The 12892-nt window shown below is 54.7% G+C and carries 10 protein-coding genes; 6 read left to right on the top strand and 4 right to left on the bottom strand.

The features are described 5' to 3' along the window. Positions 1-68 precede the first annotated feature (68 nt). Positions 69-1667 (bottom strand): aspartate:alanine exchanger family transporter, encoded by a 1599-nt coding sequence (locus L0M99_RS01030; RefSeq protein ID WP_238127505.1) that lies wholly within the window; start codon positions 1665-1667, stop codon positions 69-71. 379 nt (positions 1668-2046) lie between these two features. Here L0M99_RS01030 and L0M99_RS01035 point away from each other — a divergent pair, with 379 nt between their 5' ends. From L0M99_RS01035 to ilvD, 6 genes are all read left to right on the top strand, one after another. Beyond that, positions 2047-3831: an acetolactate synthase large subunit gene (locus tag L0M99_RS01035; protein ID WP_238127474.1), complete on the top strand. Its 1785-nt coding sequence runs from the start codon at positions 2047-2049 to the stop codon at positions 3829-3831. Positions 3832-3836: 5 nt separating this feature from the next. Further along, complete coding sequence (gene ilvN, locus L0M99_RS01040) at positions 3837-4349, top strand: acetolactate synthase small subunit (protein ID WP_024059501.1); 513 nt, start codon at positions 3837-3839, stop codon at positions 4347-4349. Positions 4350-4351: 2 nt separating this feature from the next. Further along, on the top strand, positions 4352-5377 hold the full coding sequence (ilvC, locus tag L0M99_RS01045; RefSeq protein WP_024059500.1) for a ketol-acid reductoisomerase: 1026 nt from the start codon (positions 4352-4354) through the stop codon (positions 5375-5377). Positions 5378-5600: 223 nt separating this feature from the next. Further along, positions 5601-6656, top strand: coding sequence for a 3-isopropylmalate dehydrogenase (locus tag L0M99_RS01050; protein WP_024059499.1), 1056 nt, complete (start codon positions 5601-5603; stop codon positions 6654-6656). A gap of 107 nt (positions 6657-6763) precedes the next feature. After that, positions 6764-7921 (top strand): branched-chain amino acid aminotransferase, encoded by a 1158-nt coding sequence (locus L0M99_RS01055; RefSeq protein ID WP_024059498.1) that lies wholly within the window; start codon positions 6764-6766, stop codon positions 7919-7921. Between the two features lie 98 nt (positions 7922-8019). Next, a complete protein-coding gene (gene ilvD, locus L0M99_RS01060; RefSeq protein WP_238127475.1) occupies positions 8020-9891 on the top strand; it encodes a dihydroxy-acid dehydratase in 1872 nt (623 codons plus the stop codon). Between the two features lie 140 nt (positions 9892-10031). Here the strand turns inward: ilvD and L0M99_RS01065 are convergent, their stop codons facing one another. Genes L0M99_RS01065 through L0M99_RS01075 form a run of 3 tightly spaced genes read right to left on the bottom strand, consistent with a single transcriptional unit; the run spans position 10032 to position 12756 of the window. Beyond that, positions 10032-10526, bottom strand: coding sequence for a GtrA family protein (locus L0M99_RS01065; protein WP_024059496.1), 495 nt, complete (start codon positions 10524-10526; stop codon positions 10032-10034). After that, positions 10523-12118, bottom strand: a complete 1596-nt coding sequence (locus L0M99_RS01070) for a xylulokinase (RefSeq protein WP_024059495.1) — start codon at positions 12116-12118, stop codon at positions 10523-10525. The genes L0M99_RS01065 and L0M99_RS01070 overlap by 4 nt, the downstream gene beginning before the upstream one ends. Next, on the bottom strand, positions 12118-12756 hold the full coding sequence (locus L0M99_RS01075) for a TetR/AcrR family transcriptional regulator (protein ID WP_024059494.1): 639 nt from the start codon (positions 12754-12756) through the stop codon (positions 12118-12120). The genes L0M99_RS01070 and L0M99_RS01075 overlap by 1 nt, the downstream gene beginning before the upstream one ends. Positions 12757-12892: the final 136 nt, after the last annotated feature.

Genomic DNA, 12892 nt, shown 5'->3' on the forward strand with positions numbered 1-12892 from the left:
GGCGATAATTATTACAATGCGCCAGCCCGGTTAGGGCTGACGCATTGTAAAACTAAAGTATCGACAGGCTACAGACCACCGATGATTTGGGCGATTAGGATCTTACCCACCATCGCCAAGGGGTAAACCAGGGAGTAACCAAGCGCCACTCGCGGATCAAAGTTAGTGCGGTTATTCGCATAGGCGAGGACGGCCGGCTGAGTTTGCGCCCCAGCCAATAGACCAGATAGGCGGGTTCCACCCATCTTGAACGCGTAGCGCATCACGAAATACAAACCGAAGCCTACGGTGAGGGTAACTGCCATACCTACCAGTAGAATCCCTAGCCAAGCCCCGGAGGTAAAGGCTTTCATAATCTGTCCGCCAGCGTTATACCCGGCTTGTGCCAAGAACACCAGCAGACCAAACTCGGCAAGCACCTGACAGGCGGTATAAGGCAAAGCGGTGGGGAAGGGGCCGATCCGTCCTACTCGGCCAAATACCAGCCCTACTAGCAGCGTTCCAGCTGCAGAACCAATCGTGAAGTATTCGCCACTAGGAGTAAGGATGGGGAACTCGCCGATTAGCAGTCCCAAAACCATACCAATACCTAAAGCTACCGGGTTAATAGAGGTCAAACCGGTAGTAGAGTCCCCAAAGTACTTAGATAGCTCTTTAAGGTTCTTGGTGGGCGCCACAACCCGAACCCGGTCTCCCATCTGAAGTACCAGGTCAGCGCGCCCTAACATATCGGTGTCGCCACGCCGTACCCGCGACACAGTCGCTTGGTAACGTTCCTCCAGGCCAAGCTCCCCTAAAGTGCGTCCAGCCAGCTTCGGATCAGAAATAGTTATCCGGCGATAGTCCCAATCCCGCCGGTCGGCAGCAAGGGAAATAGAGGAATCATGCCCCAACTCAGAAACCACTTCAACTACCAAATTCTGCGGACCAACCACGGTCACCAGGCAGCCTTTACCGAGTTTAGTGTCGGCAGTGGGGCGCACAATCGGCCCGTCCTCGGTTTCCCGAAGCCGAGAAAACCGCACGTTTTCGCCAACATGGGCACGAATATCGCGCACCGAAGGGAGGTCATCCCGCTCAACTCGCACCGTGCGAGAAACCAAAGATGCGGGGCGGTCTTTATCGTTCTTGCCATAGTTGAGAGCTAAAGTAGCTACGATTAGCATTCCGAAAACGCCAAACAAGTAGGCAATGGAATAGGCAACTGTTGCCGACTGCTCATCACCTGAGGCCGCGCCGGCAGCAGCTAGAGCGGGGGTGTTAGTAATTGCGCCCGCAAAAGTACCGCCGATAGTGGCCGCATCCATTCCCGCGATTTTGCCTAGCAGGCAGGCAACTACGCCCCCGCCGGCTAACACCGCGAAAGTAGCGGCCATAATCCCTAAAGATTTCTTCAGAGAAGCAAAGAAAGAATTACCCGAGTTAATCCCGATAGCAAAAGCAAATAGAGCCAGACCGAGCTTTCCGAACTCATGCGGGAATTTGGAAACCATATCCACGCCATAGGAAGTGCCCCAGGCAGAGATCCCGATCGCTAGGAAGAGGACGGCAGCCGCCCCCAAACCGATTCCTTTGATCCGGAAATGACCCAGGTACATCCCGATCCCGATTAACCCGAAAAGTACAAGTACCGGCTGTTCTGCCAGGTATTGGAAGACTGTCTGCACGGTTCCTCCTTGTAAAGCCATACGACAGTATCCATCTTGTCATAGCCTCTCCTAGGACTGTCAGACCAAAGTCCATTTAAGAGGTGAAAATAGGGAGGAGTGGGTCACCATTACGGTGAAAATCGATACTTGTCCGGTAGACGAACTTAGCTTCGCGTATCAAAACGTGAGACGAAGCCCAGTGCAGAGGGTGTGGGACGTAGAGTTTAGCCTGTTATGACGAAACGAATTATTGAGCTAGTCGCCCTAGTACTGCTGGTACCAGGGAGGGCTAGACACGTCTAAAATCGTTTCGAGACGTAGCAAGCCCTAGGTAACAGCACCTAGGGCTTTTTTATTTATAAAAATCAAAGAAATATTTACCAGAACGGGGAAAACGATGAGCAACAAGGAGCAATCACCGGGCGCGGCGCCTCCTCCCAAAAGGATGAGTGGAGCGCGGGCAGTGGTCGCTACCCTGGAACGCCTGGGAGTGACCGATGTGTTTGGTTTACCCGGCGGGGCAATCATGCCGGTTTTCGATGCGCTCTATGACTCGCAGATCAACCAGATCGTTGTGCGTCACGAACAAGCCGCGGGACATGCGGCGGAAGGTTATGCACTCTCGAGCGGGAAAACCGGAGTAGCAATCGTAACTTCGGGGCCAGGAGCCACCAATCTGATGACCGCTTTGGCGGATGCCCATATGGATTCGGTGCCGCTGCTGGCAATCTCGGGGCAGGTGGCTGCCAGTGCTATCGGTACTGACGCTTTCCAAGAATCTGACGTAGTCGGAGTGTCGATGCCGATTACCAAACACAATTATTTGGTAACCGAGCCGGAAGAGATTCCGGTTACTTTGGCTAAAGCTTTCCATTTGGCCTCCACTGGCCGTAAAGGCCCGGTGCTGGTAGATATTGCCAAAAATGCCCAAGTTGGCGAACTTGATTTTTCTTGGCCGGTAACAGTGGATTTACCCGGATACAAGGTGCCGAGTAAACCACACGCCAAGCAAATAAAAGCCGCTGCGAAGTTGATGGCGCAGGCAGAGCGCCCCGTCCTCTATGTGGGTGGAGGAGCGCTGGCTGCCGAAGCGACGGCAGAGCTAAAGGAACTGGTGGAAGTTACCGATTTTCCGGTGGTGCTTACCTTGACCGCGCAGGGAGCCTTCCCGTCCTCGGATCCCCATTGTCTGGGAATGCCGGGAATGCACGGTTCGGTGCCGGCAGTGACCGCCTTGCAACGCGCCGACGTGATGGTGGCGCTAGGGACACGTTTCGATGACCGGGTAACTGGGTGCCTGGATGCTTTCGCTCCGGATGCGAAAGTGATACACGCCGATATTGACCCCGCCGAAATCTCGAAAAATCGAGTAGCGGATATACCGATAGTGGGAGACCTGCGGCAAACCCTACAGGGACTACTGCCGAAAGTTAAAGAGGAAATGCAGCGTAACCCGCGAGACATTTCCGGTTGGAAGCACCATTTGGATTACATCTGCGAGCGATACCCGCTTGCCTATGATGAACCAGATGACGGTCTCCTCCCCGCCCAATATGTGGTCAAACGGATCGGGGAAATGGTCGGTAAGGACGCCATTTATTGCACTGGCGTGGGGCAGCATCAGATGTGGTCACAGCAATTCTTGCCGCACGAAAACCCGCGCGGCTTCCTCACTTCCGCTGGTTTAGGGACGATGGGGGTAGCAATTCCCGAGGCGCTCGGAGCGCAAGTAGCTAACCCCGGGGCGCAAGTCTGGGCGATTGACGGGGACGGCTGTTTCCAGATGACCAATCAAGAACTCGCGGTCGCTACCTTAGAGAATCTACCGATTAAAGTGGCGATTATTAACAACTCGGTGCTGGGAATGGTGCATCAGTGGCAGGAACTATTCTTTGACTCGCGCTTTTCGGGCACCTTGCTACAAGACGGAGAGGGCGGAAAAGATATTCCCGACTTCGTGAAACTGGCAGAAGCCTACGGCGCGCTAGGTTTGCGGGCTCGCACCAAAGAACAAGTCGACCAGGTAATCGCGCAGGCCATGGAAACTAATGATCGCCCGGTGGTGATTGATTTTCGCGTCTCTACCGATTCCCAGGTCTGGCCGATGGTGCCGGCCGGGGAATCGAATAGCAATGTTATCTATGCAGGCGGGCAGGGCCCGGTCTGGGAAAATGAGGAGTGATAGTGATGGATAATCGCCACACCCTTTCCATCTTGGTAGAAAACCAGCCCGGCGTCCTCGCGCGGGTAGCTGCCCTGTTTACCAGGCGGGCTTTTAATATTCATTCCCTAGCGGTCGGAGAAACCGAAGAACCAGCGATTTCTCGGATAACCGTACAGGTAGATGCGGAAGATTTGCCTTTTGAGCAGGTAACTAAACAGTTAAATAAACTGATAAACGTGTTGAAAGTGGTGGAGCTACACCCCCAGGACTCGGTTACCCGCAAGTTTGTGCTGTTCAAAGTACAAGCGAATGCAGACAACCGTTCCCAAGTGCTACAGATAGTGGATCTATTCCGCGCTTCGGTAGTAGACGTCCACCGCGAATCCCTGGTTATCCAAGCTGCCGGGGTGCAATCCAAACTGGAGGCACTGATGGAGACCTTAGCGCCTTACGGTATCAACGAAATCGTGCAATCGGGGGCGGTCGCCATTGGCCGTGGCCCGCGTTCAATCACAGATCAACTAAAGGAGAAGTAACAATGGCTGAAATCTTTTATGACACTGACGCGGATATGGCCGCACTTGCGGGTAAGAAAGTTGCCATTATCGGTTACGGCTCGCAAGGTCACGCCCACGCCCTCAACCTGCGGGACAGCGGGGTGGAGGTAGTCGTGGGGCTGCGGGAAGGCTCGTCCTCGGTAGCTAAAGCTAAAGAGCAGGGGCTAGAGGTCAAATCGATTGAGCAGGCAACCTCCGAAGGGGATATCGTGATGATTCTTGCTCCCGACCAGGTGCAGCGGACGGTTTATGCGCAGCAGATTTCCCCGAATCTGAAACCGGATGCCGCGCTTTTCTTCGCCCACGGCTTCAATATCCGTTTCGGTTACATTCAACCCGGTGCTGGCCACGACGTATGTATGGTGGCTCCGAAAGGACCCGGTCACAAGGTACGTGCCTCCTACGAGGCTGGCTACGGTACTCCGGCAGTTATCGCGGTGGAACAGGACGAATCCGGTAACGCCTGGCAAGTAACTAAAGCCTATGCTAAAGCTCTGGGGGCAACTCGGGCAGGGGTAATTCAGACTACCTTTACCGAGGAAACCGAAACTGATCTTTTCGGGGAACAGGCAGTGCTCTGTGGCGGGGTATCGCACCTGATTCAAGCCGGTTTCGAGACATTGACCGAGGCTGGTTATCAACCGGAGATTGCCTATTTTGAGGTTTGCCACGAAATGAAACAGATCGTGGATCTGATCAACGAGGGCGGAATCACCAAGCAGCGTTGGTCCTGTTCGGATACCGCCGAATACGGTGACTACGTGTCGGGGCCGCGAGTGATTACCGATCAGACCCGCCAGGCTATGCGCGACATTTTGTCCGGTATTCGCGATGGTTCATTCGCGCGGCGTTTCATCGATGACCAAAACAATGGAGCTCAGGAGTTTAAACAGATGCGTGCAGCAGAAGAAGCCCACCCCATCGAGAAAGTAGGACGCGAACTGCGTGCCATGTTCTCGTGGAATCAAAGTGATGATGACTACCAGGAAGGGCAGGCACAGCGCTAAGGGCGGACTTCGCATGATGACCGTAGCTGCTGTAGCCGGTTCCCGAAAAGTGTTCGGGGGACCCCGGTGAGCCTTGCTTCGCTCGGCTCAAGCCCCCTCTCACATCTTTTCGGGAACCGGCCAGTGGTAGCTCGGGAACCTTGTTTACTGGGATAAGCAGGTAAAGGGAAATCAATCAGACGGATAGTCCGCCGCGTAGCGTTGAGGAAGGTTAGTAAGAACTGTGGAGAAAACCATTAAGCTCGCGGTTATTCCCGGGGACGGGATTGGCAAAGAGGTAGTGGCCGAAGGGCTAAAGGTCATGGACGCTGCCTTGACGGGTAGCGGAATCACGGTTGATAAAACCGAGTTTAATCTGGGGGCTGCTCGCTACCTGGAGACCGGAGAGATCCTGCCTGAGGCAGAGCTAGACAGGATTAAAAAGCATGACGCGATTTTGCTGGGGGCGGTCGGAGACCCCGCGGTTCCCTCGGGAGTGCTAGAACGCGGCTTGCTGCTCAAGCTACGTTTCAGTCTGGATCACTATGTGAATCTGCGTCCGGCTCGCTACTACCCAGGAGTCCCCACTCCACTGGCTAACCCCGGCGAGATTGACTTCGTGGTAGTGCGGGAAGGTACCGAGGGCTTGTACTGCGGTAACGGCGGGGCGATTCGGGTGGGTACCGATCAAGAAATCGCCACCGAAGTTTCCGTAAACACTGCCTTTGGAGTAGAGCGGGTGGTGCGTTTTGCCTTTTCCCAGGCTGCCAAGCGGCGCCAGCACGTTACCTTAGTGCATAAACATAATGTGCTGGTTCATGCCGGGCATTTGTGGAGACGAATGGCAGAGCGGGTAGCGGAAGAATATCCTAAGGTTACCTGGGATTACGCGCACGTAGATGCCGCTACTATCTACCTGGTGCAAGACCCGGGACGGTTTGACGTAATCGTTACCGACAACCTGTTCGGCGATATTTTAACCGACGAGGCAGGCGCGATTACCGGGGGAATTGGGCTGGCGGCCTCGGGAAATATCAACCCGGATCGTACCTTCCCCTCCATGTTTGAGCCGGTACATGGTTCTGCTCCCGATATCGCAGGTAAAGGGATTGCGGATCCCACGGCCACGATTTCTTCGGTAGCAATGCTGCTAGAAAACGAGGGTGCAGGGCAGCAGGCAGACAATATCCGCGCCGCGATCGCTGCCGATATGGAGGAGCGCGCCCTCGCCGCCGAGCAAGGTCAGCCTTTGCAGCGCAGTACCAGCCAGATTGGAGATGCGATTGCTGCCCGCCTCTAGGGTGGAACGAAAATCCGTACTCTGTTGAGAAAAATTGGTCACCCAGTGACCTTGAAAAAAATTTTAACCCCAGAATAGGCTTCCCAGGAGCCGGAAAGAACATAATCATGAGCGAGAATGGTTTAACCCATGTGCCAACCAAGTTAGAGGAAGCATCGCAGGTACCGCTGCCGAGCGCGGATGAATTGGCGGGGCGCTTTACTTTGCAGCCCAACCAGCATCCAGCCAGCGACAAAGAATACCGCGCGATTATGGATTCCTTGTCTTTTGGCAGAAAGTTCGGCGACCATATGGCGGTTGCTGACTGGAAAGCAGGTGAAGGGTGGAGCGGACACCGCGTCCAGGCCTTCGAGAACTTGAGTCTGTCGCCAGGAGCTGTAGTGTTCCACTATGGTCAAGAAGTTTTTGAGGGTCTAAAAGCCTATCGCCATAAAGATGGCTCGATCTGGGCTTTCCGTCCTCGTTATAATGCTGCGCGCTTGAATGCATCGGCGCGGCGTCTGGCACTACCGGAAATCCCGGAAGAGGACTTCGTAGCTTCGGTAGTTGATTTGGTGCGCGCCGATAAACGCTGGGTTCCCACCGCGCCAGGCACCTCTCTCTATCTGCGCCCCTTTATGATCGCAACTGAGCCCTACCTGGGGGTACATTCTGCCAGTGAAGCGAAATATCTGGTGATTGGTTCTCCGTCTGGCTCCTATTTCTCGGGTGGGGAAGCCAAAGGAGTCTCCATTTGGGTTGACCGCCACTACCATCGGGCAGGTCCCGGCGGAACTGGGGAAGCGAAATGTGGAGGCAACTATGCGGCCTCGCTGCTGCCCCAAAATATGGCGGCCGAAAAGGGTTATGAGCAGGTGTGTTTCTTAGATACCACCCACACCAACCTGGAAGAGCTAGGTGGCATGAACGTGTTCGTGGTGCGTAAAGACGGCTCGGTACATACTCCGCGCCTGACTGGCGTAATCCTGGAGGGTGGGACTCGCTCGGCAATCTGCCGGTTGCTGCGTGATAGTGGCACTCCGGTTTTTGAACGCGATATCTCCCTAGAGTCGCTGGTAGCAGATATTCGCTCCGGTGAAGTCAGCGAAGTATTCGCCTGCGGGACCGCGGCGGTAGTAACCCCGATTGGCCGGCTCGGCTCCGATGATTTCGAGGTGGAAGTGCCCTGCGGACCGGTCACCGCCAGCATTCATCAGCGCCTGGTAGACATTCAAAATGGGGAAGCGCCCGATCCTTACGGTTGGACGTATCAGCTTTGCGACTAGTTGCAGTGAGGGCGCCGGTTCCGCTGGTAGCAGCGGGATTGCGTACTCGTCCTCGTAACCATATCCCCACACCTGTAGACAAAACCTTTGGGAGAAAAATGGCTTATCCACTTCGTTCAAGAGCTTCCACTGCCGGTCGCAATATGGCAGGTGCCCGCTCACTGTGGCGCGCCACCGGCATGAGTGACAGTGATTTCGGGAAACCGATTATCGCCATTGCCAACTCTTTTACCCAATTTGTGCCGGGGCATGTACACCTAAACCAGGTGTCGCCACTGGTAGCGCAGGCAATTAAAGATGCCGGTGGGGTGGCAAAAGAGTTCAACACCATTGCTATTGATGACGGAATTGCCATGGGGCATCAAGGGATGCTCTATTCTTTGCCTAGCCGGGAGATTATCGCGGACAGTGTGGAATATATGGTGAATGCTCACTGTGCGGACGCCCTAGTCTGTATCTCTAACTGCGACAAGATTACGCCGGGAATGTTGATTGCCGCCATGCGGCTCAACATTCCGACGGTGTTTGTCTCCGGCGGTCCTATGGAGGCCGGGCGCGGAATCGACCCCAAAATGATTGTGGGACCGTCCCAAAACGGTCACGGCAACCTGATTACCGTAATGAATGCCACTGCTGACCAGGATATTTCCGACCAACAGCTGAGCGAGATTGAAAAAGCGGTTTGCCCCACCTGTGGTTCTTGTTCAGGAATGTTCACCGCTAACTCCATGAACTGCCTGACGGAGGCGCTGGGCTTGGCGCTGCCTGGAAACGGTTCTACCCTGGCGACGCATATTGCGCGCCGCGACCTGTTTACCCAGGCTGGCAAGCTCATCGTGCAGCTATGTGCGCGTTACTATGACCAGGAGGAGGACGCGGTTTTGCCCCGGCAAATTGCCTCTCGCGAAGCCTTCCTTAACGCCATGAGCCTAGATATGGCAATGGGGGGTTCCTCTAACACGGTGTTGCACCTGTTGGCGGTTGCCCGCGAAGCCGGGGTGCGTTTTGACCTGGAAGATATTGCCCGCCTGGGGCGCAGTGTCCCTTGTCTGTGTAAAGCGGCACCCAACCACAATGATTACCATATGGAGGACGTGCATCGTGCTGGAGGGATTCCGGCATTGCTGGGAGAACTTGACCGTGCCGGACTGTTAAACCGCGAGGTCACCTCGATCCATGCTCCCTCGTTAGAAAAATGGCTAGCCGATTGGGATGTGCGCGGCGGGTCTGCCACCGACCGGGCTGAAAAATTGTTTAAAGCGGCTCCCGGGGGAGTGCGCACCACCGAGCCATTCTCGACTACTAACCAGTGGAAAGACCTGGATACCGATGCGGTAAGTGGTTGTATCCGCGATACCGCTCACGCCTATTCCGCCAATGGGGGACTGACGGTTTTGCGGGGAAATCTGGCAGAAAAAGGCGCCATTATTAAAGCCGCCGGAATCGACAGCGACCTGTACCATTTCCGCGGTAACGCCATCGTGATGGAATCTCAGGAAGAGGCCATCGAGAAAATCCTAGACCATAGCGTTAAGCCTGGTCACGTGGTAGTGATTCGCTACGAAGGGCCAGCGGGTGGGCCGGGAATGCAGGAAATGCTGTACCCGACCTCCTTCCTAAAAGGGCGGGGTCTGGGCAAAAAATGCGCCCTCATCACTGATGGGCGTTTTTCGGGGGGCACCTCTGGGATCTCGGTGGGGCATATTTCTCCCGAGGCCGCTGATGGGGGCTTAATTGCCCTAATCGAGGACGGAGATGAAATCATGATTGACGTCAATACCGAATCCTTGACCTTAGAGGTTCCGGAGGCGGAGCTTAATCGCCGCCGCGAACAGATGGAGCAGCGTCCTCGCCCCTATACGCCGCGTAGCCGCAAACGCACAGTCTCGGACGCCCTGAAACTCTACGCTGCCTGCGCTCTCAGTGCCGACCAGGGCGGCGCGCGTGATGTATCCAGAGTGACCGGGTGACGGTCTCAAGTACCAGTAAATCTAGTACGTAAATCCGGGCTGGCCGGCAAAAAGTACTCGGGGGACCCCGGTGAGCCTTGCTTCGCTCGGCTCAAGCCCCCTCTCGCATCTTTTTGCCGACCAGCCCTGGTGTCGACGAGCTACTTACGTGCCAGGTCGTTAGTGTTTTCGGTGCCGCGGAACACTACCCACTTCCACCAGGCGAATTCGCCAATGAAATTAAGGATCATGGTTACGCCTTTGATGATGAAGTCGTTGACGCCTGCACTGGCAGCCAGCGCCCCGAGCCACATAGTGATGGGGATAAAGAAGGCGTAGAAAACCGCGACTTTGACCATTGCAATCGGCACGTTATTGGCGGATTTGAAGGTGTAACGCCGGTTGAGGGTGAAGTTATAGATTACCGAGAGGGTAATGGAAATAAAGTGGGTCCAGGCGTAGGGCAGGGGAGTTAACCACTCTAAAAGGGCGAAGCTGGCCGCCTCCACCAGCCCGGCGGAGATCGACAGCAAGGTGAACTTTAGAGCTTGGATAGCTGCATCTTTGCCTTTAGCAGCCTCGCCAGGCAGAGGCGTTTTTGCGGTAGCTGCGGGTTCGCCTTCTGTCTCCGAGGGAAGATTTCCTTCTGAGTTCATCGAATCGCCTCCAATTGCGCGAAAATCTTTTTATTTGCCGGATAAATATCTTTAAAAGCCGCAAACATCTGGTCATAGCGGTCTTTAAATTCGGGATTCGGCTCATAGGAGGCGGTAATCGGAACTAGGGAAGAGGCCTCCGCTAACGAAGGTATTTCTCCTAATCCGGCGGCTATCACCAACGCTGCTCCTACCGCTCCTACATCTTGCGGATTGGCTACTGTATCCACGGGTTTTCCGGTAATATCCGCGAGAATCTGGCAGGTCACCGGGCTGAGTGCCCCGCCGCCTACAAACCGCAGTCGGGGAGCAGTCTTGACTTTCTTATCTTGGGTTTCCAGGAACCAGCGCACGTGGTAGCAAACGCCCTCCGCCACTGCGCGCAGCAGCTCAGTTTTCCCGGTTTCTAAACCAATTCCGATAAAGGTGCCACGAGCATTGGGGTCTTCGAAGGGGCAGCGGTTGCCGTGTAGCCAGGGCGCGAATAGCACCCCACCGGCTCCGGCGGGTGCGGAGTTGATTATGACTGACATGTACTCATAGAGGGAATGGAACTCGCTCTCGGGATCTTCCGCCACATCTCTCTGGTCCAGGTAAATATGGATTTCATCTTTAGCGAGGTGGTCACGCACCCACTCCAGGCATTTTCCGGCAGTTTCCATTTCTGCGAAATAGTTATAGTTTCCGCTGATAGCTCCTACCACGGTGGCGATCATGGCAGAAGTGTCAATCGTGATCTTGTCGGTGACGGTTTCCACCCACCCGGAAGTACCCATATACACGTGGGTGTCGCCCTTCCTAGCAGCCCCCGCCCCTACCGGTATCAGGGAGGCGTCCCCTCCTCCCGAAAAGACCGGCACCCCTGCTTTTAGCCCGAGTTCTCGGGCTTGCTGAGGGCGAAGCTGCCCCACAATATCGGTGGAGGCCACGATAGGCGGCATTAGCTGCGGGTCTACCTGCAGCATCTTCAGCATTGCGGGGCTGAAACGCTTTTCTGTTGAGCGAATATCGTACAGCAACGTAGAAAACGCGCTGTCTTCACTCATCGTAAATTCGCCGGTCATCCGGGCAATGATCGCATCTTTAACGTCTAGCCATTTGTGGGCTTTGGCTAGTTCCTGCGGACGGTTTTCTTTCATCCAATGGTATTTCCATACCGGGTCTTTCGCCGAGGCAGACACGGCGCCGGTATGGTAGAGGCTGCGCAGTAGTTTCACCAGGTTTATCCCAGCTATCCGGGGTGCCTGGCCAGCTATTTTTCGCAGCTGGGGGCCGCCGCGCTGATCCATATAAGACATTGAAGGGTGTACTGGACGAGCATTTTTATCTAGCAGTACCAGGGACTGCATTTGAGAACAGAAACTGATCCCTTTTATCTGTGCCAGCTCCGCCTCAGCCTGGGCTTTTATTTGCGCGGTAGCGTTAGCCATTGCCTGCCACCAGTCATCGGGGTTTTGCTCAATGCCGCCGCCGGGAACTACTTGCAAACCGTAGCCTTCACTGGCACTGGCTACGGGGCGAATCTGGTCGCTGACTTCAAATAAACAGGTTTTAACCCCGGTAGTTCCCACGTCATAGGTTAAGCAGTACATTATTGCCTCTTTTCTAGGGTGGACCAGAGGATTTCCGTCATCTGTTCGGCGAATTCTTTCGCTGGTGCCATCTGATATAGCTGGGCGCGTCCTTTGAAATAAGGGGTAGATAGCGAGTACTGCATCATCACCATAGTGTTATCCACGGTGAAAGCCAGGACTTCCGCGGGTAAATCCGTGCGGATCTCGCCCCGCTCTTGTCCTTGTTTAATTAACTTCACTAGCCCAGCTGCGCTATAGCTTTCTAATTCGCGAGCGATATCCAAGGTTAAGTCCCGATTCCCGGTAGCGGTGATCTCATGGTAAAGCTGCTGGTATTCGGGGTATTGTTCGCAGGAATTTACGGTTAGCAGCATCAGTTTATGGAGTTTTTCCCGCCCGCTGATCTCATCTTCTAGTATCTGGCCGATATCGGTTTCGATAATCCCGACTCCTAAATTAATCACATACCGGAACAGGTTTTCCTTAGTTTTGAAGTACTGAAACAGTGATCCGACGGAGATTCCGGCAGCTTTCGCAATCTGATTGGTGTTGGCCGCTTCATAGCCTTTCTCTGCGAACTCGCTGACGGCAGCGTCAATGATCCGCCTTGCTCTCTTAGGATCTAACTGCTGGAAGCGCTGCATTGCCCATTCCATTTGATTTCCTCTTTTCGGTGAGTGAGCTCTCACATATCTGGCGTGATAGTAACACGTCTTCCGTGTCCTAGGGGCTATTTCGCTAATTTTTCGTGCTATTTTTCTCCTGCCGCATCCCTTCGCGGAATCGACCGCT

It is taken from the genome of Varibaculum cambriense, from assembly GCF_022133705.1.
Classification (GTDB): domain Bacteria; phylum Actinomycetota; class Actinomycetes; order Actinomycetales; family Actinomycetaceae; genus Varibaculum; species Varibaculum cambriense_A.